The sequence below is a fragment of the Pseudomonas sp. P116 genome, from assembly GCF_020149425.1.
In the GTDB taxonomy this organism is placed as follows: Bacteria; Pseudomonadota; Gammaproteobacteria; order Pseudomonadales; family Pseudomonadaceae; genus Aquipseudomonas; species Aquipseudomonas anatoliensis.
Genome location: NZ_JACVHB010000007.1, coordinates 85,743 through 111,379 on the forward strand (window position 1 = coordinate 85,743; position 25,637 = coordinate 111,379).

22 protein-coding genes and 1 pseudogene are annotated in these 25,637 nt (G+C 59.5%); 14 read left to right on the plus strand and 9 right to left on the minus strand.

What is annotated here, in order from left to right:
- Nucleotides 1–51 precede the first annotated feature (51 nt).
- Both ICA15_RS22350 and ICA15_RS22355 read right to left on the minus strand, forming a co-directional pair.
- Nucleotides 52–378: a YceK/YidQ family lipoprotein gene (locus ICA15_RS22350; protein WP_210554658.1), complete on the minus strand. Its 327-nt coding sequence runs from the start codon at nucleotides 376–378 to the stop codon at nucleotides 52–54.
- Between the two features lie 57 nt (nucleotides 379–435).
- Nucleotides 436–873 carry an Lrp/AsnC family transcriptional regulator gene (locus ICA15_RS22355; protein ID WP_007915449.1) on the minus strand — a complete coding sequence of 146 codons (438 nt, stop codon included), beginning with the start codon at nucleotides 871–873 and terminating at the stop codon, nucleotides 436–438.
- Nucleotides 874–1,022: 149 nt separating this feature from the next.
- On the opposite strand from ICA15_RS22355, the gene ICA15_RS22360 reads away from it, so the two are divergent.
- Nucleotides 1,023–1,916 carry a DMT family transporter gene (locus ICA15_RS22360; RefSeq protein ID WP_210554659.1) on the plus strand — a complete coding sequence of 298 codons (894 nt, stop codon included), beginning with the start codon at nucleotides 1,023–1,025 and terminating at the stop codon, nucleotides 1,914–1,916.
- A gap of 3 nt (nucleotides 1,917–1,919) precedes the next feature.
- On the opposite strand, the gene ICA15_RS22365 is transcribed toward ICA15_RS22360, so the two are convergent.
- A complete protein-coding gene (locus tag ICA15_RS22365; protein WP_191626443.1) occupies nucleotides 1,920–2,960 on the minus strand; it encodes an FUSC family protein in 1,041 nt (346 codons plus the stop codon).
- Between the two features lie 46 nt (nucleotides 2,961–3,006).
- Nucleotides 3,007–4,632, minus strand: a complete 1,626-nt coding sequence (locus tag ICA15_RS22370) for an NADP-dependent glyceraldehyde-3-phosphate dehydrogenase (RefSeq protein ID WP_150603200.1) — start codon at nucleotides 4,630–4,632, stop codon at nucleotides 3,007–3,009.
- Between the two features lie 276 nt (nucleotides 4,633–4,908).
- Between ICA15_RS22370 and ICA15_RS22375 the strand changes: the two genes are divergently transcribed.
- The 5 genes and pseudogenes from ICA15_RS22375 to ICA15_RS22395 all read left to right on the plus strand — a co-directional run bounded on the left by ICA15_RS22375 (nucleotide 4,909) and on the right by ICA15_RS22395 (nucleotide 9,245).
- A complete protein-coding gene (locus ICA15_RS22375; RefSeq protein WP_210554660.1) occupies nucleotides 4,909–5,271 on the plus strand; it encodes a c-type cytochrome in 363 nt (120 codons plus the stop codon).
- Nucleotides 5,272–5,347: 76 nt separating this feature from the next.
- Nucleotides 5,348–6,676 (plus strand): D-arabinono-1,4-lactone oxidase, encoded by a 1,329-nt coding sequence (locus ICA15_RS22380; protein WP_210554805.1) that lies wholly within the window; start codon nucleotides 5,348–5,350, stop codon nucleotides 6,674–6,676.
- The gene (locus ICA15_RS22385) at nucleotides 6,676–7,959 is read left to right on the plus strand and encodes a DSD1 family PLP-dependent enzyme (RefSeq protein WP_224450905.1); all 1,284 of its coding nucleotides are present in this window, start codon (nucleotides 6,676–6,678) and stop codon (nucleotides 7,957–7,959) included. The genes ICA15_RS22380 and ICA15_RS22385 overlap by 1 nt, the downstream gene beginning before the upstream one ends.
- 197 nt (nucleotides 7,960–8,156) lie before the next feature.
- Nucleotides 8,157–8,431 (plus strand): annotated as a pseudogene (locus tag ICA15_RS22390) (LysR family transcriptional regulator); the annotation flags it as partial.
- 295 nt (nucleotides 8,432–8,726) lie between these two features.
- Complete coding sequence (locus ICA15_RS22395) at nucleotides 8,727–9,245, plus strand: GNAT family N-acetyltransferase (RefSeq protein WP_210554661.1); 519 nt, start codon at nucleotides 8,727–8,729, stop codon at nucleotides 9,243–9,245.
- 1 nt (nucleotide 9,246) lies between these two features.
- Here ICA15_RS22395 and ICA15_RS22400 read toward each other — a convergent pair whose 3' ends face one another.
- Nucleotides 9,247–9,939 carry an aspartate/glutamate racemase family protein gene (locus tag ICA15_RS22400; protein WP_210554662.1) on the minus strand — a complete coding sequence of 231 codons (693 nt, stop codon included), beginning with the start codon at nucleotides 9,937–9,939 and terminating at the stop codon, nucleotides 9,247–9,249.
- Nucleotides 9,940–10,141: 202 nt separating this feature from the next.
- Between ICA15_RS22400 and ICA15_RS22405 the strand changes: the two genes are divergently transcribed.
- Nucleotides 10,142–10,633, plus strand: coding sequence for a hypothetical protein (locus ICA15_RS22405; protein ID WP_150615773.1), 492 nt, complete (start codon nucleotides 10,142–10,144; stop codon nucleotides 10,631–10,633).
- Between the two features lie 115 nt (nucleotides 10,634–10,748).
- Here the strand turns inward: ICA15_RS22405 and ICA15_RS22410 are convergent, their stop codons facing one another.
- Together ICA15_RS22410 and ccoN are read right to left on the minus strand one after the other, a co-directional pair.
- Nucleotides 10,749–10,970, minus strand: a complete 222-nt coding sequence (locus ICA15_RS22410) for a hypothetical protein (protein WP_042558980.1) — start codon at nucleotides 10,968–10,970, stop codon at nucleotides 10,749–10,751.
- A gap of 16 nt (nucleotides 10,971–10,986) precedes the next feature.
- Nucleotides 10,987–12,414, minus strand: coding sequence for a cytochrome-c oxidase, cbb3-type subunit I (gene ccoN / locus ICA15_RS22415; protein ID WP_210554663.1), 1,428 nt, complete (start codon nucleotides 12,412–12,414; stop codon nucleotides 10,987–10,989).
- Between the two features lie 260 nt (nucleotides 12,415–12,674).
- Between ccoN and ICA15_RS22420 the strand changes: the two genes are divergently transcribed.
- The 3 genes from ICA15_RS22420 (at nucleotide 12,675) to ICA15_RS22430 (ending at nucleotide 16,021) form a co-directional block, all read left to right on the plus strand.
- The gene (locus tag ICA15_RS22420; protein WP_210554664.1) at nucleotides 12,675–14,348 is read left to right on the plus strand and encodes a nitrite/sulfite reductase; all 1,674 of its coding nucleotides are present in this window, start codon (nucleotides 12,675–12,677) and stop codon (nucleotides 14,346–14,348) included.
- On the plus strand, nucleotides 14,345–14,824 hold the full coding sequence (locus ICA15_RS22425; protein ID WP_150615769.1) for a DUF934 domain-containing protein: 480 nt from the start codon (nucleotides 14,345–14,347) through the stop codon (nucleotides 14,822–14,824). The genes ICA15_RS22420 and ICA15_RS22425 overlap by 4 nt, the downstream gene beginning before the upstream one ends.
- Before the next feature lie 222 nt (nucleotides 14,825–15,046).
- Nucleotides 15,047–16,021, plus strand: coding sequence for a hypothetical protein (locus tag ICA15_RS22430; RefSeq protein ID WP_210554665.1), 975 nt, complete (start codon nucleotides 15,047–15,049; stop codon nucleotides 16,019–16,021).
- Nucleotides 16,022–16,139: 118 nt separating this feature from the next.
- On the opposite strand, the gene ICA15_RS22435 is transcribed toward ICA15_RS22430, so the two are convergent.
- Nucleotides 16,140–18,494, minus strand: a complete 2,355-nt coding sequence (locus ICA15_RS22435; protein ID WP_210554666.1) for a tetratricopeptide repeat protein — start codon at nucleotides 18,492–18,494, stop codon at nucleotides 16,140–16,142.
- Nucleotides 18,495–18,708: 214 nt separating this feature from the next.
- Between ICA15_RS22435 and ICA15_RS22440 the strand changes: the two genes are divergently transcribed.
- The gene (locus tag ICA15_RS22440; RefSeq protein WP_210554667.1) at nucleotides 18,709–19,386 is read left to right on the plus strand and encodes a DUF3313 domain-containing protein; all 678 of its coding nucleotides are present in this window, start codon (nucleotides 18,709–18,711) and stop codon (nucleotides 19,384–19,386) included.
- 121 nt (nucleotides 19,387–19,507) lie between these two features.
- Here ICA15_RS22440 and ICA15_RS22445 read toward each other — a convergent pair whose 3' ends face one another.
- Nucleotides 19,508–19,933: a YciI family protein gene (locus ICA15_RS22445; protein WP_210554668.1), complete on the minus strand. Its 426-nt coding sequence runs from the start codon at nucleotides 19,931–19,933 to the stop codon at nucleotides 19,508–19,510.
- A 528-nt stretch (nucleotides 19,934–20,461) separates the two neighbouring features.
- Here ICA15_RS22445 and tpx point away from each other — a divergent pair.
- The 3 genes from tpx to ICA15_RS22460 all read left to right on the plus strand — a co-directional run bounded on the left by tpx (nucleotide 20,462) and on the right by ICA15_RS22460 (nucleotide 25,556).
- Nucleotides 20,462–20,962: a thiol peroxidase gene (gene tpx, locus ICA15_RS22450; RefSeq protein ID WP_150603175.1), complete on the plus strand. Its 501-nt coding sequence runs from the start codon at nucleotides 20,462–20,464 to the stop codon at nucleotides 20,960–20,962.
- Between the two features lie 188 nt (nucleotides 20,963–21,150).
- The gene (locus tag ICA15_RS22455; protein WP_210554669.1) at nucleotides 21,151–22,458 is read left to right on the plus strand and encodes an MdtA/MuxA family multidrug efflux RND transporter periplasmic adaptor subunit; all 1,308 of its coding nucleotides are present in this window, start codon (nucleotides 21,151–21,153) and stop codon (nucleotides 22,456–22,458) included.
- Nucleotides 22,455–25,556 carry an MdtB/MuxB family multidrug efflux RND transporter permease subunit gene (locus ICA15_RS22460; RefSeq protein ID WP_210554670.1) on the plus strand — a complete coding sequence of 1,034 codons (3,102 nt, stop codon included), beginning with the start codon at nucleotides 22,455–22,457 and terminating at the stop codon, nucleotides 25,554–25,556. Before ICA15_RS22455 ends, ICA15_RS22460 begins: the two co-directional genes overlap by 4 nt.
- Nucleotides 25,557–25,637 lie beyond the last annotated feature (81 nt).

Genomic DNA, 25,637 nt, shown 5'->3' on the forward strand with positions numbered 1-25,637 from the left:
ATAACAAAAAACCCGCCTAGGCGGGTTTTTTGTTGCCTGCAGAAAAGGTGATCAATTGATCACGATGCTGCCATCGGCCTGTTGTTTGTAGATCGTGTAAGGCAACAGCAGTGTGTCCAGCACCCCCGACAATGCGGCATCCACCAGCACACCGGGCGTTGCGTTGTTGTAATTGAACGCATCGACATCATCCGGCTGCTCTGCGTGCAGCAGGCAGAAATCATAGGTCACGCCGCTGTAGATCCGCGGAACGGCGCCGCAGTGGGACTTTATCTCTCTCAGATCGTTCGCCGCGACGTGGTCACTGCGCACCACTGTCTGCACGGTCCCACAACCAGCGAGCATCAGCGTCGCCAACATCATTGCCTGAATTTTCATACCGCCAATCCTTAGCCGCAAAAACCTCAATTTACGCCGAACGCAGGTAAAAAGCATTTATGCCATGGGTGGCAGTCGGCGTTTGACTGGCGTCTTCTTGACGATCGCCGTATTGGTTTCGGCCAGGGTGTTAAGGCGATCGAGCAGGGTGTCCAGCTGTTCCATCGAGCGTACGTGCAGGCGGGCGATGAAGCAGTCCTCGCCGGTAACCTTGTCGCACTCGGTGAATTCGGGAATCGACAGAATCTGCCGCTCCACCTCTTGCAACTGCCCCGGCAGTGGGCGCACGCGGACGATGGCCTGCAATTGATAGCCAAAACATTTGGGGTCGATTTCGACGGTGTAGCCCTTGAGCACGCCGCGTTCTTCCAGTCGGCGCAAGCGTTCGGCCACGCTGGGCGACGACAGGCCGCTGATCTGCGCCAAGGCCTTTAATGAACGTCGCGAATCCTCCATCAAGGCACTGATGAGGATCTGGTCGATGTCATCGGTCATGGTCAATCTCCGGCATTAGGCAATTGGTGAAAACCACCCTCGATAAAAAAGGCAGAAACCGAGTTTAGCCTGCTTTTTGCGCTGGAGTGGCCCTGCGTCCACTTGGCATACTTTTGCCACGCATTCGCCAAACGCTGAGGAGATTGAAGATGGACAACCGGATCCGTCGCGGCTCATTTGAAATGACCGCGGCCATGCTGATATCCGGGACGATCGGCTGGTTCGTACTGGTCTCCGGGCAACCGGTGCTGGACGTAGTGTTCTGGCGCTGTGTGTTCGGGGCCGGCACTTTGTTGCTGATCTGCGCGGTTTTCGGTTTTTTGCGCCCCGGCTTACTGACGCGCACTACATTCTTGCTGGCGGTACTCAGCGGCGGGGCGATTGTCGGCAACTGGGTGCTGCTGTTTGCCTCGTATTCCCGGGCCTCGATCGCGATTGGCACAGCGGTCTATAACGTGCAGCCGTTCATGCTGGTCGGATTGGCGGCGCTGTTTCTCGGCGAGAAAATAACTCTGCAGAAACTGTTTTGGCTGGCGATTTCCTTTATGGGCATGTTGGCGATTGTCAGTGCCCATGGCCAGCAAGGCGAGGGCGGTAGTGAGTATCTGCTGGGCATTGCCCTGGCATTGGGCGCGGCGTTTCTCTATGCGATTGCCGCGTTGATCATCAAGCGCCTGACGGGCACGCCACCACACTTGATCGCGCTGATCCAGGTCTGCACCGGCGTGCTGTTGCTCGCGCCGTTCGAGCATTTTTCTGCACTGCCGCAAGCGCCGAGTGCATGGGCCAGCCTGGTGACGCTGGGCATCGTTCACACTGGCCTGATGTACGTGCTGCTATATGGCGCGATTCAGAAGTTGCCGACAGCGTTGACGGGCGCACTGTCGTTCATCTACCCGATTGCAGCGATTTTCGTCGACTGGTTAGCCTTCGGTCATCGCCTGGAAGTCCTGCAATGGGTGGGCGTGGCGGCGATTCTGCTGGCCGCCGCGGGGATGCAGCAGGGCTGGGGTTTCAAGGCTCGGCGACTGGTTGCGCAGTAAAATTCAAATGTTCCAGTGCGGCGCGGTTTTCGCCAGGCGCTGGCGCATCTCGCCAATGTTCGCGGCGAGTTGCCGGGTCAGCAATCGATAGCCATCCAAAGCACTATAAACCGGTGCGTCAAGGCTGGCGTCCGGCAATTCCGCTGGCCGATCCAGACGCTGCGCCGCGCCGGATTTCAGGGCGCGGGCCATGCCAATCAATTGCACGCGAATCTGCCGGTGCTCGGCCTTCAACGCTGATTGCAGATGGGCCATGGCTTCGGGGTCGTTGGCATCGGGACGTGTATTACCGAGAATCTCCAGTGTGCTGATGCACATGCGCAGGTTGCGCTGGATGGCATCGAGTTCGGTCATGGAAATCTTCACTTCCTTGGACACCGACGGCATCAGCGAACGCAGTTGCACCATCACCGCACCCAGGCGGCCCATCAGTTTCAGATGTTCGTCGGCGCTGACCGGTTGGCCGCTGATGATGCGTCCGTAAACCGTGGCGCAATCGCGCAAGGCATCGGCCAGGTTGTAGCGCCACGAGTACACCGCGTACAGCGGCAGGGCGAAGGAGAACGCCAGCGCCAGGGCAATGCCGATCAGGATGTCGACCCCGCGCCACAGCCCATCCGTGATCGGGTTGTCGCCATGCCCGGCGACAATAAATACGGTGATCGCCGAGAGCAGGGCGGTGTAGCCACCCTTGCCGATGGCGTGATACGAGAAGAAGCCGCACACCACGGCCATGGCAAAGTAGGTCAGCCACGGCATGCCGAGCCACGCCTCCTGCGCCACGAGCAACAAACCGACGCCGGCACCGATCAAGGTGCCGGTGGCGCGTTCGGCGGCTTTTTTGCCGATGTTGCCGTGGTGCTGCAAACCGCCGATGACCACCAGCATGGTCACCGACGCCCACTCGCCGTGGGGCAGGTTGATGCCGGTGGTCAGCAGGATGGTTGCCAGCAACCCCAAAGCCACCCGCACCGCGTGGATCAGTCGGGCGTGGCGGTAGCGCCGGTAAGGGTCCAGCAGCGGACGCAGGATTCGGCGCAACAGCGGTGGCAGTCGGTGGGTGCTGAACGTACTCAGTGCAAGGCCCTCGTCAGAAGATGTAGTCGGTGGTCAGGAAGCTCGAATCGCGTCCGCGAATGATCTCGCTGATCAGATCCTTGTTGCTGTCCTGGAACTTGGTGGCCACCAGCGTGCGGATCGAAAACACCCGCAGCGCATCGTGTACCGACAACGTGCCTTCGGCGGAGTTCTTGCGGCCGTTGAACGGATAAGTGTCCGGGCCACGTTGGCACTGGGCGTTGAGGTTGATCCGGCCGACCTGATTGGCAAACGTGTCGACCAGCCGGCCGACGGCCACCGGGTTGGTGCCGAAGATGCTCAACTGCTGGCCGAAGTCCGATTCCAGCACGTAGTCGATCACCGTATCGAGATGGCGGTACGGCACGATCGGCACCACCGGGCCAAACTGCTCTTCCTGATAGACGCGCATCTGCGGGTTCACCGGGTAGAGCACAGCCGGGTAGAAGAACGACTCGCGCGACTCACCGCCATTCGGGTTGACCACTTCGGCACCCTTGCTGCGCGCATCTGCGACCAAGCCATGCAGATAATCGACCTTGCCCGACTCCGGCAGCGGCGTCAGCGACACTCCGCTGTCCCACGGCATGCCCGGTTTCAGCGTGGCCAGTTTGGTGTTGAATTTTTCGATGAAGCTGTCGACCACATCCTCATGGACGAAGAGAATTTTCAGCGCGGTGCAGCGCTGGCCGTTGAACGACAGTGATCCGGTGACCGCTTCGCTGACGGCGTTGTCCAGATCGACTTCCGGCAGGACGATGCCGGGGTTCTTCGCATCCAGCCCCAGTGCGGCGCGCAAGCGGTGCGGTTTCGGGTGCAGTTTTTTCAGGTCACTGGCGGCCTTGTTGGTGCCGATGAAGGCGAAGATGTCGATTTTGCCGCTGGCCATCAGTGCGCTGACCGTTTCGCGGCCGCTGCCGTAGATGACGTTGATCACGCCGGTCGGGAAGCTGTCGCGGAACGCTTCGAGCAATGGGCGAATCAGCAGCACGCCGAGCTTGGCCGGTTTGAACACCACGGTGTTGCCCATGATCAGCGCCGGAATCAGCGTGGTGAAGGTCTCGTTCAGCGGATAGTTGTAGGGGCCCATGCACAGTGCCACGCCGAGCGGCACGCGGCGAATTTGCCCGAGCGTGTCCTGCTCCAGTTCGAAACGGCTGGAGCGGCGGTCGAGTTCTTTCAACGCATTGATGGTGTCGACGATGTAGTCGCAGGTGCGGTCGAACTCTTTTTCCGAGTCCTTGAGGTTCTTGCCGATTTCCCACATCAGCAGCTTGACCACTGCGTCACGCTGCTGGCGCATGCGCCCGAGGAACGCTTCAACGTGCTGAATGCGTTCGGCCACGCGCATGGTCGGCCACAAGCCCTGACCACGGTCGTAGGCGCGGACGGCGGCGTCCAGCGCGGTGAGGGCAGTGTCGGCGTCGAGCAGGGGTGTGCTGCCGAGAATCACTTGCTCATCGCCATTGTCGCCGTGCAAATAGACCGGGCTGCGAACCGTGGCGAGCGGGCCGTCCCAGCGGCGCAACTGCCCGTCGACCAGGTATTCGCGCTGCTCGACCTGACCGTCGAGGCGGTATTTTTCCGGGATGTCGCTGACAGAAGGGAACAGATTGCCAAGGATGTTTGCTGTGGTCATGTCGCTACCCCGTGTTGATGTCCGCGTGCAGATCAAAAAGTCTGTACAGGTTATACGCCTGAATGCGGCGAAATTTAAACCCGTAAATATCAGGCAAAGGGCCGAAACAGAGAGGGCGGCGCCCATCGAATACCCTGTAGGAGCTGCCGCAGGGGGATGTTTGAAATGGCTGGCCCCGTAAGTCCCCCTCGCTGTCCCGCAATGCCCTCAACCCTCTGGCATCGCTGTCTTAAGGTGTGATCACAACAATAAGTGATGCCACACAAGAGGATCGTTATGCGGGCAATCCGATTCACTTTACTGCTGGTGTTAGCCATGACACTGCACGGATGCGGCGACGATGCCAAACCCCCGGCCACCTCCAGCGTCGCCAGCAGCGCTATCCCGTCTGACCCGGCACTGGCGCAGATCTACGCCAACAGTTGCCAACTCTGTCACGCCAACCCGGCCGCTAATGCGCCGCTCACCGGCGACCGCAAAGCCTGGGAACCGCGGATCCAGCAGGGCGCCGACACGCTGCTCGATCACGCCATCAACGGCTACAACGGCATGCCGCCGATGGGCCAGTGCGTCGAGTGCTCGCAAGAGCAGTTCCTGCAATTGATCGGCTTCATGGCCGACCAGCCTCTTCCACAATAAGGGTGCGCGCATGACGATGGATCTGACACGGCGTCAGTTGTTGCAACGGGCGAGCATTGTTGGCGCGTTCAGTGCGTTGGCGAGCAACCCGGCATTGGGCCAGTTGATGCGCGCGCCACGGCTGATCCCTTGGCGTAACTGGTCGGGCGCGCAAAGTTGCCTGCCGGCGGCGCGTCTGGCGCCAAAAAATCTCGATGAGCTGACGACAGTGATTCGTCAGGCTCAGGGCAAAATTCGCCCGGTCGGTTCAGCGCATTCGTTCAGCGCCTTGGTGCCCACCGACGGCACATTGTTGTCGCTGAGTTACTTCACTGGGCTGCTTGATCACGACCCGAAAACCCTGCAAGCCGAATTCGCCGCCGGCACACCGATGTCGCGCATGGGCATGCCACTGAAGGACGTCGGCCAAGCGCTGCATAACATGGCCGATATCGACTATCAGACCCTCGCCGGCGCGATTGCCACCTCGACTCACGGCACCGGTAAAAACTTTCAGTCCTACTCGGCCCACGTCTGCGGCATGCAGTTGGTGACGGCCAGCGGCGAGGTGCTGGACTGTGACAGTCAGCGCCATCCGGAAGTGTTCAATGCCGCCCGCGTGTCTCTCGGTGCGCTGGGCGTGACGACAAAAATTCGCCTGCAAAACCGCCCGGCCTATCGTCTGCGCGAACGCCAGTGGATCGCCAAAACCGAAGAGCTGCTGGAAGACCTCGACACCAACACCCGCGAGAATCAGCACTGGGAAATGCTCGTGGTCACCCATTCCGACTACGCCTTGTCCATCGCCCTCAATGAAACGGACGACCCGGCCACCCCGCCGATCAGCCCGGAAGAGGAGGGCGGCAACGAGTTCGTCACCCTGATAGAAAAGATCGACAAGTACGCCAGCGATTTTCCCGAGCTGCGCCGCACCATGCTCAACAGCCTGCGGCATCTGGCGAGTTTCGATGACCGGGTCGGCGACTCGTTCGACATCTACGCCAACGTGCGCACCGTGCGCTTCAACGAGATGGAGTACTCGGTGCCAGCCGAACACGGCCCGGCCTGCCTGCGCGAGATTCTCAAGCTGATTCAGGACAAGGATCTGCGCACCTGGTTTCCGATCGAGTATCGCTACGTCAAAGCCGACGACATCCCACTGAGCATGTTCGAGGGCCGCGACAGCTGTTCGATCTCGGTGCACCAGCATTACCAGATGGACCATCACAATCTGTTCGCCGCCGTCGAACCGATCTTCTGGAAGTACAACGGCCGCCCTCACTGGGGCAAGTTGCACACGCTCAACGCGAAAAACCTGCAACCGCTGTACCCGCGCTGGCGTGAGTTTGCCCAGGTGCGCGAGGCGCTTGATCCGAGCGGGCGGTTTCTCAATGCGCATTTGTCGTCGATTCTGGGGGTGAGCTGATGGCGGTCAATCGACGTAACTTTGTGCTGGGCACGTTAGGTGTCGGGGCTTTATTGGTGGGCGTCGGCGCATGGCTAAAACCGGGCGATCGCGGCGGGCCTTACAGCGACTATTTCCTCGCGCTGAATCGCGAACTTAAAGAAAAAGGCCCGATGCGCCCGGTGCTGTTGATTGATCTGGATCGTCTCGATCACAACATCGACGTGGTCATGCAGTCGGTCAAACGTGGCGGCAAGCAGTTGCGATTGGTGGAGAAATCGCTGCCATCGCCGGGGTTGCTCAGCTATATCGCGCAACGTACCGGAACGCAAAAACTGATGTCGTTTCATCAGCCGTTTCTCAATCACGATGCCGTGACGTTTCCGCAGTCGGATATCTTGCTCGGCAAGCCGTTGCCGGTGCGCTCGGCCGAGCTGTTCTATCAAACCCATAAAGGCCCGTTTGATCCTGCCATTCAGTTGCAATGGCTGCTCGACAGCCCTGAGCGTTTGCAGCAGTACCTGGCGCTGGCGCAGGGTTTGGGCACGCGGATGCGCATCAACATCGAGCTGGATGTGGGCCTGCATCGCGGCGGAGTCAGTGACGTGAACGTGCTGGGACAGATGCTCGCGCTGATCAGTGCCAACCCGCAGCATCTGGAGTTCGCCGGGTTCATGGGTTACGACCCGTTCGTGGGCATGGGGGTGCCGGGGATTCTGGGTTCGCCCGAGGAATTGTTTGCCAGGGTCATGGTGATTTATCAGCGCTGCGTTGATTTCACTCGCCAGCAATTTCCGGAGTTGTGGCATGACGGTTTGTGCCTGAACACCGCTGGCAGCCCGAGTTATCGCATCCATGAAAACGAAAAGCTGAGCACGGAAGTCTCGGTCGGTACGGCAATGCTCAAGCCGACGCACTACGACTTGCCGTCACTGGTCGAGCACGTACCGGCCACCTACATCGCCACGCCCGTATTGAAAAGCACTGGCGCGGTGAACATTCCGGCGCTGGACGACAAGTCGAAACTGTTCTCGTGGTGGGACCAGAATCAGCGCCAGACCTTTTTCATCTACGGCGGCAACTGGATGGCCGAGTTCGAATCGCCGCAGGGGCTGCAAAGCAACACTGTTTACGGCCGCAGTTCGAATCAGGAAATGGTCAACGGCTCGAACGCGGTGGGCCTGAAGACTGAGGATCAAGTCTTCCTGCGCCCGACCCAGACAGAGGCCGTCCTCCTGCAATTCGGTGATTTGCTGGCGGTGCGTGGCGGCAAGATCGTCGACACCTGGCCGGTGTATACCTGAGTTCACTTTTAGTCCAGACACTACAAAACCCTGTGGGAGCAGGCTTGCCAGCGATGAGGTCGGCACATTCAACATCATCGGTGACTGACACTCCGCCAACGCTGGCAAGCCAGCTCCCACAGGGTTCTCCATCGGGTTCAGAATATTTTCAAAGTGCTGGACGCCATCAAACAACAAAGATCGACAGGGAGTCATCGATGTCATTCACCGAACCCGTAGGACGACAGGGCAGCGCGATTTCCGCTGGGCGCAGGACCACAGCGAACCGTGACTTGCGCAAGCCGCGAGCATCGATACCGACGTCGCGCAGAACTTTCTGGTCCGCGCCCGCTGCGGTTGCTTCATGCAGGCCGCGCGCAGCCTCAACGTGCGCTCGACCTTGCTGCGCAAACAATTGGCGCAGCTTGAGCAGCAACTCCAGCACACCTTGTTCAGTTTTCAGGGCAGTGCGCTGAGCCTCACCCGTGAAGGCCATGCCTGGCTGGCGGTGAATGCCGACTCGCAAAATGTCAGCGAAGTGCAAACCCTGATCGAACTCATCCACCACACCTTCAGCGAGCGCCAGGAATGATTCCACCCCTGAACCAAACCCCGTATCTCCGTGTAGGAGCTGCCGAAGGCTGCGATCTTTTGATCTTGCTTCTGAAAAACAAAATCAAAAGATCGCCCGATCGCGGCCCGAGCCTTCGGCAGCTCCTACAGTTTGTACGGGATGAGCCGGGCGGTTTAGAGTGGCCAGCCACACATCGATCCAGGAAGGATCCGCCATGCCTGACCACGACCCCACCATTCACCTCGAGCGCTTCAACGAATCCCACGTCGAGGGCGTCACCGCGCTGTACAACGATGCCGCCGTCGCCCGGCAGGTGTTGCAGATGCCGTTTCAGTCCGCCGAGGTTTGGCGCCAGCGGATACAAGCCGATAACGAGCGGGCGGTGAAACTGGTGGCGCTGCATCAGGGCGTAGTGATCGGTCACTTGGGCCTGGAGCATTATTCGCGGATTCGCCGCAGCCACGCTGGCAGCTTCGGCATGGGTGTCGCGACGGCTTGGCAGGGCAAGGGCGTCGGTTCGAAATTGTTGGCGGCGGCGCTGGATGTGGCCGACAACTGGATGAATCTGCACCGCGTCGAGCTGTCGGTGTACGCCGACAACGAGGCGGCTATCGGTCTCTACCGCAAGTTCGGTTTCGAGACCGAAGGCCTGTTTCGTGATTACGCGGTACGCGACGGGCGATGGGTCGATACCCTGAGCATGGCCCGCCTGCGCAATCGTCCGAAAACCTGAATCAGTCGCCCAGCGCGAATGCCACCGCCGACTGCGCATGCAGCTCGGTGGTGTCGAGCAGGGGCAGGGCGCTGTGTTCGGGTTTGATCAACATGCCGATTTCCGTGCAGCCCAGAATGATCGCCTGAGCGCCGCGAGCGGTCAGGGATTCAATTACCTGCTGGTAGATCTTGCGCGACGCCTCGCTGATCACGCCAACGCAGAGTTCGTCGTAGATGATCCGGTGCACTTCTTTGCGCTCAGCGTCGTCCGGCACCAATACCGTCAAGCCTTGGGCGATCAAGCGCTGCTTGAGAAAATCCTGCTCCATGGTGAACGCCGTGCCCAACAGCCCGACCGTTCGCGCATCAATCTTCAAAGCCGCTTGCGCCGCTGGTTCGGCAATATGCAAAAACGGAATGCTGATTGCCGCCTGAATCTGTTCGGCCACCTTGTGCATGGTGTTGGTACACAGCACCACACATTCGGCGCCGCCGGCTTCGAGCCTGCGTGCGGCGTCCACCAGAATCGCTGCCGCATCGTCCCAGCGCCCGGCATGCTGGGCCTGTTCGACCGGGCCGAAGTCGACGCTGTACATCAGCATCTGCGCCGACCGCAGCGGGCCGAGCTGATCACGGACTTGCTGATTGATGAGGCGATAGTATTCGGCGCTGGATTCCCAGCTCATGCCGCCGATCAGGCCGATAGTGCGCATTCGATGTCCCCAGGCAGGTGCCCAGACGAAAGGCCGGGCCGGAGCCGAGTGTCTATTTGTTCACCGACGTGCGCCAGCGCAAATTAACTGTACCGATCATCCAGCTGCAAAGTGTCACGGTGGTCGCTTTCGAGGTTAAACGTACGCCAGTGCTTCGATCTGTCACTATCAGGTATCGCAGGCTCCTCAGAGGAATGTACCCATGAACGACGTACAACAACTGGGCGAAATGCTTCGTCACTATGCCGAGAGTGAGGCGCACAAGAAGCAACTGTTCGAAACGCAGTCGCAGGCATGGACGACGCGGATTACCGAACTGTTCGGGCAGATCCAGCAATGGCTTGAACCGGTGCAGGCACCGAATTTGCTGGAGGTCAGCCGTGAGGCGTATGTCGCGTTCGGCCCTAGCACACCGGTCGATACTTCAACCTTCAAGACCGAAAAACTGACCATTGTGATTGCCGGCAAACCGGTGGAGTTTGTGCCCGATGTGATGGGCAGCTCGGGGCAGATTTCGTTGGCGGTGATGGGTTTGACAGCGGCGCGCTACGGCAGTATTTCGCTGGTGGGCCTGCCGGGTGGGGAGTGGCAGTGGCGCAAGACCAACGGCTTGAAAGACCCCGACACGTTTGCGTTTGATGCGGATTTTCTGGCGTTGCAGTTGCAGAGTCTTATTCCTCGAGACCGCACCTGAGCCCCCAAGGAAACACGCATTCCCCCTGTAGGAGCTGCCGCAGGCTGCGATCTTTTGATCTGTTTTTTAAACGCAAGATCAAAAGATCGCAGCCTGCGGCAGCTCCTACAGGAGGTTACATATCCAGATTGACCCAACCTGGCTTCGCCACCTCCGGCGCCACCGCCTTCACCGCCTTGCCCGTCGCCAGCTCAACCCTGCGTGCCACCTCCGGGTCATCGGCAAACGGCACCATGCTCGCCTCATCCAGACTGTCTGCGGTCTCACGGCGCAAGCAGTACTCCACCGCCAGCCACAGAAACACCACGCCCAACCCATTCAAGAAAAATTCAAACATGACCCGGCTCCCTGCCTCAGGCGATTTGCGCTTCACGGTGGGCCATTGCCACGTCCGCAACCCGCACAGTGCGCCAGACGTTGTAAGCCATCAGCAACATCCCGGTCAGGAAAAACACCCCACCAGCAAAGCGCACGATGAACCCCGGATGGCTGGCCTGCAGCGCCTCGACAAACGAATAGGTCAGCGTGCCGTCTTCGTTGATCGCCCGCCACATCAGGCCCTGGGTGATGCCGTTCACCCACATCGAGGCGATATAAAGCACCGTGCCGATGGTCGCCAGCCAGAAGTGCAGGTTGATCAGCGGCGTGCTGTACATCTGCTCGCGGCCAAACACTTTCGGCACCATGTGATACGTCGCGCCGAAGGTGATCATCGCTACCCAGCCGAGTGCGCCGGCGTGCACGTGGCCGATGGTCCAGTCGGTGTAATGGGAGAGGGCGTTGACGGTTTTGATCGCCATCATCGGACCTTCAAAGGTCGACATCCCGTAGAACGCCAGCGACAGCACCAGAAAGCGCAGGATCGGATCGGTACGCAACTTATGCCACGCACCGGACAAGGTCATCATGCCGTTGATCATCCCGCCCCAGCTCGGCGCCAGCAGGATCAGCGACATCGCCATGCCCAGCGACTGCGCCCAGTCCGGTAGCGCGGTGTAGTGCAAGTGGTGCGGGCCGGCCCAGATGTACAGGGTGATCAGCGCCCAGAAATGCACGATCGACAACCGGTACGAATACACCGGCCGATTGACCTGTTTCGGCACGAAGTAATACATCATCCCCAGGAAACCCGTGGTCAGGAAGAAACCCACCGCGTTGTGCCCGTACCACCACTGCACCATGGCATCGGTGGCGCCGGAATACACCGGATAGGATTTGAACCAGTCGACCGGAATCGACAGGTGATTGACCACGTGCAGCATCGCGATCACCAGAATGAACGCGCCGAAGAACCAGTTGCCGACGTAGATGTGCTTGGTCTTGCGCTGCACGACGGTAGTGAAGAACACCACTGCGTAAGCCACCCAGACCACCGCCATCCACACGGCACCGGAGAACTCGATTTCGGCGTATTCCTTGGTGGTGGTGTAGCCCAGCGGCAGGGTGATCAGCATGATCACGATCACCGATTGCCAGCCCCAGAATGTGAACGCGGCGAGCTTGTCCGAATACAGCCGCACCTGACAGGTACGTTGCACGGCGTAGTAACTGGCGGCGAATTGCGCGCTGCCGGCGAAACCGAAAATCACCAGGCTGGTGTGCAACGGTCGCAAGCGGCCGAAGGTGGTCCACGGCAGGTCCAGATTCATCTCTGGCCATACCAGTTGCGAGGCGATCCATACCCCCATCGCCATGCCCACGACACCCCAGAAAACAGTCGCGATGACGAATTGGCGGACGACCTTGTAGTTATAAGCCTGTCCGATTGTTGCTGTGCTCATGGTCAGTTCATCCACGGTTGCAAAGTCTTGCCAGGCCACCCGGTCTGGCATGGGTTGCACTGTAGAAACCCCACCGGAAACAAAACAGGCTCAGGAATCTTTCATTTATGCGGATCAGATTGAAGTGCTGCCTGCGGACATCTGCCACGCCCTGATACGGTTTTTATGCGTTCAGGTGAATCTGTAACGCGCTGCGCCGTTCGGCCATAGTCTGGGAAAATCTGTAGGAATTGTGTGCGTCCTGATGAGGTGGCAGTGGCATGTATCAATACGATGATTACGACCGGGCGCTGGTGTTCGAGCGTGTTGCGCAGTTTCGCGATCAGGTCGAGCGCTTCATGGCCGGGGAATTGAGTGAGGAGGAGTTTCTGCCGCTGCGTCTGCAAAACGGTCTGTACCTGCAAAAGCACGCTTACATGCTGCGTGTGGCGATTCCCTACGGCACGCTCAGCGCCGCACAAATGCGCACGCTGGCGAGCATTGCGGCTGACTATGATCGTGGTTACGGACACTTCACCACGCGGCAAAACATGCAGTTCAACTGGATCGAGTTGGCCGAAGTGCCGGATATTCTCGAACGGCTGGCGCAGGTCAACATGCATGCGATCCAGACCTCCGGCAACTGCGTGCGCAACATCACCACCGAAGCCTTCGCCGGGGTTGCGGCAGATGAGTTGATCGACCCGCGACCACTGGCGGAAATTCTCCGGCAATGGTCGACGATCAACCCGGAATTCCTCTTTCTGCCGCGCAAGTTCAAGATCGCCATCTGCTCGGCGAAGCAGGATCGCGCGGCAATCATGATGCACGACATCGGCCTGTATCTTTACCCCGGCCGCGATGGGCAAATGCTCTTGCGAGTGATCGTTGGTGGTGGTCTGGGGCGCACGCCAATCCTCGGTTTGCAGATCCGTGACGGCTTGCCGTGGCAGCACTTGCTGTCCTACGTCGAGGCGGTGCTGCGCGTGTACAACCGCTATGGCCGGCGCGACAACAAATACAAGGCGCGGATCAAGATTCTGGTCAAGGCACTGGGCATCGAAGCCTTCGCCAAAGAAGTCGAAGAAGAATGGCAACACCTCAAGGACGGCCCGGCGCAGTTGACCGAGGCCGAATATCAGCGGGTCGCCAGTGCCTTCGTGCCGCCGACTTATCACACGCTGCCCGACACCGATCTGGACTACGGCACGCGGCTGGCCGATAGCCCGGCGTTTGCCCGCTGGGTCGCGCGCAACGTGCAGCCGCACAAAGTGGCGGGTTACACCAGCGTAGTGCTGTCGACCAAACCCGGTCAGGCCGCGCCGCCGGGAGACGTGACGGAGTTGCAGATGCTGGCGGTCGCCGACTGGTCCGAGCGCTTCGGTTTCGGCGAGATTCGCATTGCCCATGAGCAGAACATCGTCCTGCCCGATGTGCCGAAAGCCCATCTGTATGCGCTGTGGCAACTGGCGTGCGAGCTCAATCTGGGGACGGCCAACGTCGGTTTGTTGACCGACATCATTGCCTGCCCGGGCGGGGATTTTTGCGCACTGGCCAACGCCAAATCGATCCCGATCACCCAGGCGATTCAGGCGCGCTTCGACAATCTCGACTACCTGCACGATCTGGGTGATATCAGCCTGAACATCTCCGGCTGCATGAATGCCTGCGGCCATCACCACATCGGCAATATCGGCATCCTCGGCGTCGACAAGAACGGCAGCGAGTGGTACCAGATCACCCTCGGCGGCGCGCAGGGCAAAAACAGCGCGCTGGGCAAGGTCATCGGTCCGTCGTTCAGCGCAGCAGAGGTGCCGCAGGTGATCGAGCGGATCATCGGCACCTTTGTGCGTTATCGCGAGAGTGAAGAATTGTTTGTCGACACTTTGGCGCGGATCGGACTGGAGCCGTTCAAGGAACGGGTGTATCCGAAAGCGCTGGAGGTGTCGGCATGAACAATCTGCTGCGGTTGCAGGAGGGGGTCGCGCAAATAGTCACGGACGATCCGTGGACGCTGGTTCGCGAGCCTGCGTTGGCCAGTGCTTCGGGATTGCTGATTCTGCCTTTGACCCATTGGCTGGAACGGCCCTCGACCCACGCCGTGTGGCTCGGCCCGGATGACGACGCCGAAAGCCTCGTGCCCTGGCTGGCGTCATTGCCACTGATTGCGCTGGATTTCCCGAGTTTCCGTGACGGCCGCGCCTACAGCCAAGCCTATTTGCTGCGCAGCCGTTTTGGCTGGGCAGGGGAATTGCGCGCGATTGGCGATGTGTTGCGCGATCAGCTCAGCCATATGCGCCAGTGCGGGTTCGACAGTTTTGCTGTGCGCGAGGACAAATCGGCTGAGGATGCGCTGAAGGGACTGGCGGGAATGAGCGTGCTGTATGGCCGCTCAGTCATCGAGCCGCGGCCATTGTTTCGTAGACGCTAATGAATCAAAAGATCGCAGCCTGCGGCAGCTCCTACATGGGAATGCAGCTCCTGTAGGAGCTGCCGCAGGCTGCGATCTTTTGATCTTGGCCATACCGGGGAAACCCCTAGAACCCTGACCAATTCGGGATTTTTCCTTGGGTCGATGCTGGCCTTTTGGTAGAGTCGCCGTCGCCAGCGGGTTTTCGGCTGGACGGTGGAATCGAAGAAGGGAGTCTGATCAGTGAGTCCGGGCAAGAAAATCCTGGGCCTCACCGCGTTGCTTTTGATGCTGACGCTGTGGGCCAGTTACTTTTATGTATTCAATCAAAACCGCGACGGCCAACTCGGCGGTGTCGGCGAAAGCACCGCGTGGTGTGGCACGCCGCCGTCCACTGAAGCAGCGCTGCTGGGCAAGGATCAACTGACCTTGCGCGTCACCAACAACCTGCGTGGCGAGTTCATGCTCAGCGGTTCACTGGTGGTCTCCGAACGCACGTTCAACCGCTACGACCTTGGCCGCAACGAACTGCGTCTGCGTCTGGAACCGCTGCAGTGGTCCTACGGCGTGACGCCGATCTTCCTCGAGCAGGTCAAGTTGCAGCCCCTGAGCCGCAACCTCTCAGCGACTAACAAAAGCGCGTTTGCCGAACTTGAACCGCGCCCGATTGGCGTGCAGGGGCAGGTCACCGCGTTTCCGTTCGACACCTACCGTTACGGCTACAAACCGGTGCTGTATTACCTCAAGGGCAGCGAGCGCGTCGACCTGCGCTTCAAGAACATCACCACGCTGATGGAGATGTCCAACACCTTCACGCCGATCCAGAAGTACAACCGCGTCGACTACATCGCCGAGCAAAACTCGATGATCCGCGACGAGGATTACAAGGCCTACGGCCCGCACGAATGCGCGTTCAGCGTTGAGCGCAAGGGCTCGTTCAAAGCCGTGGTGCTGTTGTTTCTGCTGGTGCTGTGTCTGCCGCTGTTGCTGGTGTTCTATCGCGAAGAACCGGGGATCGACTTCCTCGCCACGCTGGTGGGGGTTGCGCTGGTGCGGGTGCTGCTGATCGGGCCGGTGGAGGACTTCCGGTTGTACAACATCGACTTCCTGTTTGGCGCGGCGATTTTGCTGGTGGGCACGGTGTCGTTGTACAAGGCGATGCGGGCTAATACCCGGCGGGAGATAGCGCTGAGGAGTGGGGAAACTTCTTCCTGGTGAATCTGCGCTGAACCTGTAGGAGCTGCCGCAGGCTGCGATCTTTTGATCTTGATCTCTAAAGTCAAAAGATTGCAGCCTGCGGCAGCTCCTACATTGGAGTCATTGCGGCCCGAAGGGGTTATTTCAGGGCCGGATCGCCCATGTTCATCTTCTTCCACCCTTGCAACAGCACCTGCGCCTTCGGCTCCTGCCCGCTGTCGAGGTAGTACTGAATCAGCGACAGCCGCGCGTTGCGATTCGTTGGCTGGACCTTGATCAACCCTTCCAATACTTCACACGCCTCATCGACCTTGCCACTTTCGTGCAGTGCCACGGCCAGCACGTAACCGTACTGCGCGTTCTGCGGCTCCAGTTGTGCGGCTTTTTTCAGCGGTGACATGGCTTCGGCGGTCTTGCCGGCGCGGATCAGCGATAGCCCGCGAGTGTGTTGCAATAGAGCAGCGTCCGGATGCGCCTTAAGGCTGTCATCGAGCAACGTCTGCGCTTCCTGACCGCGGCCATTGCCCTCCAGCCATTGCACCAGCGTCACCAGTGCCGGGAAGAAATCCGGATCGCGTTTGAGCGCGCTGCGCAGCAGGGCTTCAACTTCTGAACTGCGGCCACTGGCCTGATACAGCATCGCCAGATTCAAATTGGCTTCGGCACGTTCCAGCAGACTCTTCTGTACGGCTTCGTACTCGGCAATCGCCGCATCCCAATTCCCCTGCGCAGCGCCCAGACCATTGCGCGCAACGCTGAGCAGATCCCGCGCGGCAACGATGCGTACCGCTTTCACCGGATCACCCAACATAGGCGTCAGCAGCGGGGCACGTTCCGGTGGCGGCAGGAACGCGCTGATCGCCCGCACGGCACTTTCGCGAACCTGCGGCGCCGGATTTTTCAGATCCTGCGTTGCCAGCTTCAATGCCTGCTCACTCGGATACAGCGGCAGTTCTGCCAGCAACGTCGCGCGCTGGATCGCCGGCAGGTTGCTGCGCTGCAATTGTTCATACAGTGCGTTGGCGGCGCCGGGCTGGCCATTGCGGATCAGCCACAGGTTTTCGTCGTAACGCGGCGGCTCGGATGCGGTCGACGCGCTCCACAGCTTGAACTGCGCGGTGATCTTGTCGCCAGCCTTACTCTGGTGGCAGGTGAGGCAGGCATCTGGGGTGCCGAGTTTTTGCGCACGCTCAGGGTTGGGAATACTGAAACTGTGGTCATGCCGAAAATCATTGCCCATATAAAACTTGCCGGGCATGTGGCAGTCCACGCATTGCGAGCCAGGCTGGCCCATGGTGTGGCGGGTGTGCTCGATGGAATCGTAGTTCTTCGCTTGCAGCCCCTTGCCGTCGACGCCTTCGATCGAGGTCTTGCCGGCGGTGTTGTGGCATTGCAGGCAGACCGCGTTGCCCGGTGCTTTCAGCTCATTGCTGTGCGGGTTGTGGCAGTTGCTACAACGCACACCCTTGTCGAACATCTTGCTTTGCAGGAACGAGCCGTGTTCGAACACTTCATCCTTGATCTTGCCGTCCAGCGCATACAGTTCGCGGGTGAGGGGGTTGGGCAGGTAGTCATCCATCAAGCGTTTACCGACCGTGAAGCCATCGCCCAGCGGCGCGCGTCGCGAATGACAGCGGGCGCAGGTTTCGATCTCGACAGTGGCGTTCTTGTCCTTAAGGTCGACGGCAAACCCTTGATGAATCAGGTCGCCTTTCTTCTGCGTCCATTCAAGGTGACTGGATGCCGGGCCATGGCAGGCCTGACAACCGACGCCGAGGCTGTTCCATTGACTGTTGAAGGTGTTGCTGGCCGCATCGAAATTACGCTTGAAACCGGTGGTGTGGCACTCGACGCACATGAAGTTGGCGTTCTGGCTCGGCTTGCTCCAGTGCAGCGGATTCTTGAAGTTCACGCCTTGGCCGGGGTAGAGGTGGAACCAGCGATTTTTCTCGGTATCCCACGCCACACCCAGCGCCTGCAATCGGCCCTCACCGGCTTCGATCAGGTATTGCTGCAGCGGCGCGATGCCGAAGGTGTAGGCCACCTTGAAGTCGGCATTCTTGCCGTCGATGCCCGGGGTGTTGACCCAGAATTCATCGCCCTTGCGCGAGAATCGCGTGGTCTCTTTTTCGGCCTTGAAAGTGATGTTGTTGAAATCGCCGAGCATGGTGTCGGCGTTCGCCGGTTGCATCGCCAATTGGTGATGCGACCCTTGCCAATCCTTGACTTGCTCGGTGTGGCAGCCTTGGCATAGTTGCTCGTCGACCATCGTCGCCGGTTTCAACGCGACAGGTTGTGGCTTGGCTGTAACAGGTGCGGGGGCACTGATCGGCGGCGCTTTGAGCGGCGCGGGTGCCGGGCTGAACAGAAACCAGCCGATGCCCGCCACGGTTGCCAGCAGCACAGCGATGGTGATCGGGAACAAGAGTTTTGAAATGGAAGATTGCGACGAATCAGGGTCAGGTTGCACTGCTTTATTTTTATGCTTGGGCATTGCGACTTCCGTAGTCCAGGTGCTTTTGCTGTCTGGCGTGCGTTCAAGCTGGGTGCAGCTTTGCTGTCTGTAGCGAGCCTGTCAAATGACGGCTGTGATCCGCCGCGCAGGCTTGCGTGAATTTTCTGATTTCCAAGCGCAATTGCTGAGGCTTTAGCTATACCTGTACTTCCCCTATATAAAAAGTTTTCGGCCGTCTGACAGGAGTTACAGCATGAAGCTAGCAGTAATGATGGGCACGCTGTGCATTGCTACCCTCGGCGTGGTGGGCTGCTCAAGCAAAACCGTCGCTCCCGATGAATATTCGGGGTTTCTCAAGGATTACAGCCAACTCAAAGAGGCCAAGTCGCCGTCCGGTGCCGAGGTGATGCGCTGGATGGACCCGAAACTCGACATCAAGAAATTCACCAGCTTTTACGTCGAACCGAGCCAGCTCTATCCGAAACCGCAAGCGACAGCGAAAGTCCCGCAACAGACGCTCAACGGCATCACCAGCTACTACGATCAAGCGCTCAAGCGTGAACTCGGCAAGTCGTTGCCACTCGCCACCGGTCCTGGACCAGGGGTGTTTGTGGTGCGTCCGGCGATCACTGCAGTCAGCAGCAAGACAGAAGGCCTGAAAGTTTATGAGGTGATTCCGATTGCACTGGTGGCGGCGGCGGTGAGCACTGCCACCGGGATCCGCGATCAGGAAACTACCCTGGCCACTGAAGCGGTGTTCATTGATGGCGGCAACAACAAGGTTGTTGCTCAGGTCGTGCGTAAAGGGACTGGCAAACCGCTGGAGAACGACTCGCAAGTAATGCAGGCCAATGACGTCAAAGCCGTGATCGATGGCTGGGCTTCGGATGTGCATCAGTCCTTTCTCAAGCTGAAAGCTGAAGCCAAATAATCGCGCACCCCTGTAGGAGCTGCCGCAGGCTGCGATCTTTTGATCTTGTTTTAAACAACCAGAGTCAAAAGATCGCAGCCTTCGGCAGCTCCTACAGTAGTTCGCGTTCACGGAGGACTGTTCAGGGCTTTTTCGCTTGCTCGCGAATGCGTTCTTCCTGCTCCCGCAATTCAGGCGTGAATTCTGCGCCGAAATCCTCGGCGGAGAATATCTGCCGAATCTCGATATCAGAGTCGCAGCCCGGCATCGGGTTGGGGCAGCGCTTGACCCATTCGATGGCTTCCTCTTTCGACTTCACGTCCCAGATCCAGTAGCCGGCTACCAGTTCCTTGGTTTCAATGAAGGGCCCGTCGGTCACTGTGCGTTTATCTCCCGAGAACCGCACGCGGGCGCCTTTGCTGCTCGGGTGCAGGCCGTCGGCTGCGACGAGGATGCCGGCCTTGGTGAGTTCTTCGTTGAAATTGCCCATGGCGGTCAGCAGCTCTTCGCTGGGCATGATGCCGGCCTCGGAGTCGGCGCTGGCTTTGACAAGGATCATGAATCGCATGGTGAGTACTCCGTGGAGTGTGGGGGGATTCACTGATAGTCGAACGGGGTTGGAGCGAATCGACAGATGCATTTATAAAGATGCCAGCCCGAAACTGACAACTGTAGTGACCCGAGCCCATGTAGGAGCTGCCGAAGGCTGCGATCTTTTGACTTTGCTGTTTCAGATCAAAAGATCGCGGCGTTGCGCAGCTCCTACAGGGAGAACGCATTTCAAATGTAGGAGCTGCCGAAGGCTGCGATCTTTTGACTTTGCTGTTTCAGATCAAAAGATCGCAGCGTTCCGCAGCTCCTACAGGGAGAACGCATTTCAAATGTAGGAGCTGCCGAAGGCTGCGATCTTTTGATCTTGCTGTTTAAAGATCACGAGATCGCAGCGTTGCGCAGCTCCTACAGGGGGTGTGAGTTGTATGCAGTTTGCGTTTCAGAACATGACAATTTCAGCGCGGGCATAGGTTGTCGAACAATTTCGTGGTTAACTTCGGCCCCTGCGTGATTTTCTAAAACAACGTTCAGAAGGACTCAAGTCATGGCTCAAGTCACCCTCAAAGGCAACCCGGTTCAAGTCAACGGCCAGTTGCCACAAGCCGGTTCCAAGGCGCCAGCCTTTTCTCTGGTTGCCGGCAATCTGTCCGACGTCACCCTGAAAGACTTCGCCGGCAAGCGCAAAGTGCTGAACATCTTCCCAAGCGTCGACACCCCGACCTGCGCCACCTCCGTGCGCAAGTTCAACGCTCAGGCCAACGACATCAGCAACACCGTGGTGCTGTGCATCTCGGCTGACCTGCCGTTCGCCCAAGCGCGTTTCTGCGGTGCCGAAGGTCTGGAAAACGTCCAGAACCTGTCGACCCTGCGCGGCACCGAGTTCATCGAGAACTACGGTGTGGCCATCGCTGACGGCCCGCTGAAAGGCCTGACCGCTCGTGCCGTGGTTGTACTGGACGAAAACGACAACGTCCTGCACAGCGAACTGGTCAAGGAAATCGCTGAAGAGCCTAATTACGAAGCGGCGCTGGCCGTTCTGAAATAAGCGTTCTGAAACAAACGCTTTACAATTGTTAACGGCCTGGCCCTGTCCAGGCCGTTTTCATTTGTGTATCAGTGTTTTGCCTCACACCTTGAAACGTAAGTTGAAGGTAAATTGCCGGTAAAGCTGCTTTGCTTAATCCCCATCAGTGCTTATCGTTCAGCCTCCCGTAAAAGAAGCCCACGCGCCCAATGGTTAATCACTCCATGCAATCGTCCCCCCGCAACTCCCGTCGCTGGCTGATCAGCCTGCTTGTCTTGTTGGTTATCGCCGTGCTGTGCTGGAAATTCTGGCCCGCCGGCTCAGCCGACAAGGAGGGCGGCGAGAAGGCTGCAGCCGGACATGCCGGGCGTTCCGGGATGATGCGCCCGGGCTTCGGTGGCGGCGCCGGGCCGATTCCTGTGCGCGTGGCGCCGGCGGTCACAGGTGACTTCCCGCTGTATTACAAGGCGCTGGGCACCGTCACCGCGCTCAACACCATCAATGTGCGCAGCCGGGTGGGCGGCGAGCTGGTGAAGATCAATTTCGAAGAGGGCCAGATGGTCAAGGCTGGCGACTTGCTGGCAGAGATCGATCCGCGCCCGTACCAGAACGCCTTGCTTCAGGCTGAAGGCACCTTGCTGCAGAATCAGGCGCAACTGAAAAACGCACAGGTGGATGTCGAGCGTTATCGCGGCCTGTTCAAGGAAGACAGCATCGCCAAACAGACGCTGGACACCGCCGAAGCGCTGGTCGGCCAGTACCTGGGCACGGTCAAGACGAACCAGGCGGCGGTCAACGACGCCAAGCTCAATCTCGAATTCACCAGGATCCGCGCACCAATTGCCGGTCGCGTCGGTCTGCGTCAAGTTGACGTCGGCAACCTCGTTGCGGCCAATGACACCACGTTCCTCGCGGTGATCACTCAGACTCAGCCGATCAGCGTCGCTTTCACCCTCCCGGAAAACAACCTCGAAACCGTGCTCGCCCGCTACCGCAGCGGCGCAAAGTTGCCGGCTGAAGCGTGGGATCGCGGCGACACCAAACTGCAAGCCACCGGCGTGTTGCAAAGCCTCGACAACCAGATCGACGTGGCCACCGGCACCCTGAAGTTCAAGGCCCGTTACGAAAACCGAGATCAGTCGCTGTTCCCCAATCAGTTCGTCAACGTGCATTTGCTGGCCGACACCCTGAAAAACGTCGTGCTGGCACCGTCCGCCGCGATTCAGTTCGGCACCAACGGCACCTTCGTCTACGCACTGGACGGCGACAAGAAGGTCACTATCCGTCAGTTGAAGATCGGCGCCAGTGACGGGGAAAACACCGTGATCACTGAAGGCCTGGCTGCTGGCGACCGCGTAGTGCTGGAAGGCACCGACCGCCTCAAGGAAGGCAGCGAAGTGGAAGTGGTCAACGACAGCAATCAAGTACCGACCACACCGACCGAACATCTGCAAGGCAAGTCCGCCGCCACCCCGACTGATGCCGCTGTGACCGACAAGGCCAAGAAGGGCGCATGAACATTTCGCGGCTGTTCATCCTCCGACCGGTAGCCACCACCCTGAGCATGCTGGCCATTGTACTGGCCGGTCTGATCGCTTATCGCCTTCTGCCAGTGTCGGCGCTGCCGCAGGTCGATTACCCGACCATCCGCGTCATGACCCTGTATCCCGGCGCCAGTCCGGATGTGATGACCAGCGCGGTCACCGCTCCGCTTGAACGTCAATTCGGGCAGATGCCGGGCCTGACGCAAATGGCTTCGACCAGCTCCGGCGGCGCCTCGGTGCTGACCCTGCGTTTCAGCCTCGACATCAACATGGACGTCGCCGAACAACAGGTGCAGGCCGCGATCAACGCTGCGACCAACCTGCTGCCGACCGACTTGCCGGCGCCTCCGGTGTACAACAAGGTCAACCCTGCGGACACCCCGGTGCTGACCCTGGCCATCACCTCGAAAACCATGCTGCTGCCCAAACTCAATGACCTGGTCGATACGCGCATGGCGCAGAAAATCGCCCAGATCAGCGGCGTCGGCATGGTCAGCATCGCTGGCGGCCAGCGTCAGGCCGTGCGGATCAAGGTCAACCCGGAGGCGTTGGCCGCCAATGGCCTGAACCTGTCGGACGTGCGCACCTTGATCGGCGCCTCCAACGTCAACCAGCCGAAAGGTAACTTCGACGGCCCGACCCGGGTGTCGATGCTCGATGCCAATGACCAACTGACGTCGCCCAAGGATTACGCCAACCTGATCCTCGCTTACAAGAACGGCGCGCCGTTGCGGCTCAAGGATGTCGCGGAAATTGTCGACGGCGCCGAGAACGAGCGTCTGGCCGCGTGGGCCAACCTGAATCAGGCAGTGCTGCTGAACATCCAGCGGCAACCGGGCGCCAACGTGATCGAGGTGGTCGACCGGATCAAGGCCTTGCTGCCAAGCATCACCGACAATTTGCCGGCCGGCCTCGAGGTCACTGTTCTGACCGACCGTACCCAGACCATTCGCGCTGCGGTGACGGACGTGCAGCACGAACTGCTGATCGCCGTTGCGCTGGTGGTAATGGTGACGTTCCTGTTTCTGCGCCGTTTCAGCGCAACGATCATTCCATCGGTGGCCGTGCCGTTGTCGCTGATCGGTACGTTCGGCGTGATGTACCTCGCCGGATTCTCGGTGAATAACCTGACCCTGATGGCGCTGACTATTGCCACCGGTTTCGTGGTCGACGATGCCATCGTGATGCTGGAAAACATCTCGCGTTACATCGAGGAGGGCGACAGCCCGATGCAGGCCGCGCTCAAAGGCGCGAAGCAGATCGGCTTCACCCTGATTTCCCTGACCCTGTCGCTGATCGCAGTATTGATTCCACTGCTGTTCATGGCCGACGTGGTCGGGCGGCTGTTCCGCGAATTCGCCATCACCCTGGCGGTGGCGATCCTGATTTCCCTCGTGGTCTCGCTGACCCTGACGCCAATGATGTGCGCGCGTCTGCTCAAGCGCGAACCCGAGGAACACGAGCAGGGCCGGTTCTACCGGGCCAGCGGCGCGTGTATTGACTGGATGATCGCCGAGTACGGCCGGATGCTGCGCTGGGTGCTCAAGCATCAGCCTCTGACTTTGCTGGTCGCTATCGGCACTCTGGCATTGACTGTGTTCCTCTATATGGTCGTGCCGAAGGGCTTCTTCCCGGTGCAGGACACCGGGGTGATTCAGGGTATTTCCGAAGCGCCGCAGTCGATTTCCTTCGCCGCGATGGGCGAGCGTCAGCAGGCATTGGCCAAAGTCATTCTTGAAGACCCGGCGGTGCAGAGCCTGTCCTCCTACATTGGCGTCGATGGCGATAACGCCACGCTCAACAGCGGCCGGTTGTTGATCAATCTCAAGCCACACAGCGAGCGTGATCTCACCGCTACCGAAATCATCGCGCGCCTGCAACCGCAACTGGACAAACTGGTCGGCATTCGTCTGTACATGCAACCGGTGCAGGACCTGACCATCGAAGACCGTGTCAGCCGCACGCAGTACCAGTTCAGCATGTCCTCGCCGGATTCCGAACTGCTCAGCCAATGGAGCGGCCGACTGGTCGAAGCCCTGGCGCAACGTCCGGAGCTGACCGACGTCGCCAGTGACTTGCAGGACAAGGGCTTGCAGGTTTATCTGGTGATCGATCGCGATGCGGCGTCGCGCCTCGGTGTGTCGGTGGCGAACATCACCGATGCGCTGTACGACGCCTTCGGCCAGCGGCAGATCTCGACCATTTACACTCAGGCCAGCCAGTACCGCGTGGTGCTGCAAGCGCAGGCCGGGGAAAGGATCGGGCCGCAGGCGCTGGATCAGATTCACGTCAAGACCACTGACGGCGCGCAGGTGCGCCTGTCGAGTCTGGCCCATGTCGAGGAACGCCAGGCGCAACTGGCGATCACCCATATCGGCCAGTTTCCGGCGGTGATGATGTCGTTCAACCTGGCACCGGGCGTAGCGCTGGGGCATGCGGTGGACGTCATCGAACAAGTGCAGAAAGACATCGGCATGCCGGTCGGCGTGCAGACCCAGTTCCAGGGCGCGGCCGAAGCGTTCCAGGCATCGCTGTCGAGCACCTTGCTGCTGATTCTGGCGGCGGTGGTGACGATGTACATCGTGCTTGGCGTGCTTTACGAGAGCTACATCCACCCGATCACCATTCTCTCGACCCTGCCGTCAGCGGCGGTCGGTGCATTGTTGGCGTTGCTGCTCAGTGGCAATGACCTGGGCATGATCGCGATCATCGGCATCATCCTGCTGATCGGCATCGTCAAGAAGAACGCGATCATGATGATCGACTTCGCCCTCGACGCTGAACGCAATCAGGGCATGGCACCGCAGGAGGCGATCTATCAAGCGGCGCTGCTGCGTTTCCGACCGATCCTGATGACCACGCTGGCGGCACTTTTCGGCGCTGTACCGTTGATGCTGGCCACCGGTTCCGGGGCTGAGCTGCGCCAGCCTTTGGGTCTGGTGATGGTGGGTGGCTTGCTGGTAAGTCAGGTGCTGACGCTGTTCACCACACCGGTGATCTACCTGTATTTCGACCGTCTGGGCCGACGCTTTGGCAAAATCAATGCCGACACCGAAGAGGTGGCGGTATGACTGAGCACAAAACCTGTAGGAGTGAGCCTGCTCGCGATAGCGTCGGCACATCCAATATCAATGTAAGCAGACATACCGCTA

Coding starts and splice junctions, on each gene's coding strand:
- ICA15_RS22455 (WP_210554669.1), top strand. CDS start 21,151: ATGGTTAATCACTCCATGCAATCGTCCCCCCGCAACTCCCGTCGCTGG.
- ICA15_RS22370 (WP_150603200.1), bottom strand. CDS start 4,632: ATGACCACAGCAAACATCCTTGGCAATCTGTTCCCTTCTGTCAGCGAC.
- ICA15_RS22410 (WP_042558980.1), bottom strand. CDS start 10,970: ATGTTTGAATTTTTCTTGAATGGGTTGGGCGTGGTGTTTCTGTGGCTG.
- ICA15_RS22460 (WP_210554670.1), top strand. CDS start 22,455: ATGAACATTTCGCGGCTGTTCATCCTCCGACCGGTAGCCACCACCCTG.
- ICA15_RS22405 (WP_150615773.1), top strand. CDS start 10,142: ATGAACGACGTACAACAACTGGGCGAAATGCTTCGTCACTATGCCGAG.
- ICA15_RS22385 (WP_224450905.1), top strand. CDS start 6,676: ATGGCGGTCAATCGACGTAACTTTGTGCTGGGCACGTTAGGTGTCGGG.
- ICA15_RS22355 (WP_007915449.1), bottom strand. CDS start 873: ATGACCGATGACATCGACCAGATCCTCATCAGTGCCTTGATGGAGGAT.
- tpx (WP_150603175.1), top strand. CDS start 20,462: ATGGCTCAAGTCACCCTCAAAGGCAACCCGGTTCAAGTCAACGGCCAG.
- ICA15_RS22420 (WP_210554664.1), top strand. CDS start 12,675: ATGTATCAATACGATGATTACGACCGGGCGCTGGTGTTCGAGCGTGTT.
- ICA15_RS22445 (WP_210554668.1), bottom strand. CDS start 19,933: ATGCGATTCATGATCCTTGTCAAAGCCAGCGCCGACTCCGAGGCCGGC.
- ICA15_RS22360 (WP_210554659.1), top strand. CDS start 1,023: ATGGACAACCGGATCCGTCGCGGCTCATTTGAAATGACCGCGGCCATG.
- ICA15_RS22425 (WP_150615769.1), top strand. CDS start 14,345: ATGAACAATCTGCTGCGGTTGCAGGAGGGGGTCGCGCAAATAGTCACG.
- ccoN (WP_210554663.1), bottom strand. CDS start 12,414: ATGAGCACAGCAACAATCGGACAGGCTTATAACTACAAGGTCGTCCGC.
- ICA15_RS22435 (WP_210554666.1), bottom strand. CDS start 18,494: ATGCCCAAGCATAAAAATAAAGCAGTGCAACCTGACCCTGATTCGTCG.
- ICA15_RS22400 (WP_210554662.1), bottom strand. CDS start 9,939: ATGCGCACTATCGGCCTGATCGGCGGCATGAGCTGGGAATCCAGCGCC.
- ICA15_RS22375 (WP_210554660.1), top strand. CDS start 4,909: ATGCGGGCAATCCGATTCACTTTACTGCTGGTGTTAGCCATGACACTG.
- ICA15_RS22440 (WP_210554667.1), top strand. CDS start 18,709: ATGAAGCTAGCAGTAATGATGGGCACGCTGTGCATTGCTACCCTCGGC.
- ICA15_RS22395 (WP_210554661.1), top strand. CDS start 8,727: ATGCCTGACCACGACCCCACCATTCACCTCGAGCGCTTCAACGAATCC.
- ICA15_RS22350 (WP_210554658.1), bottom strand. CDS start 378: ATGAAAATTCAGGCAATGATGTTGGCGACGCTGATGCTCGCTGGTTGT.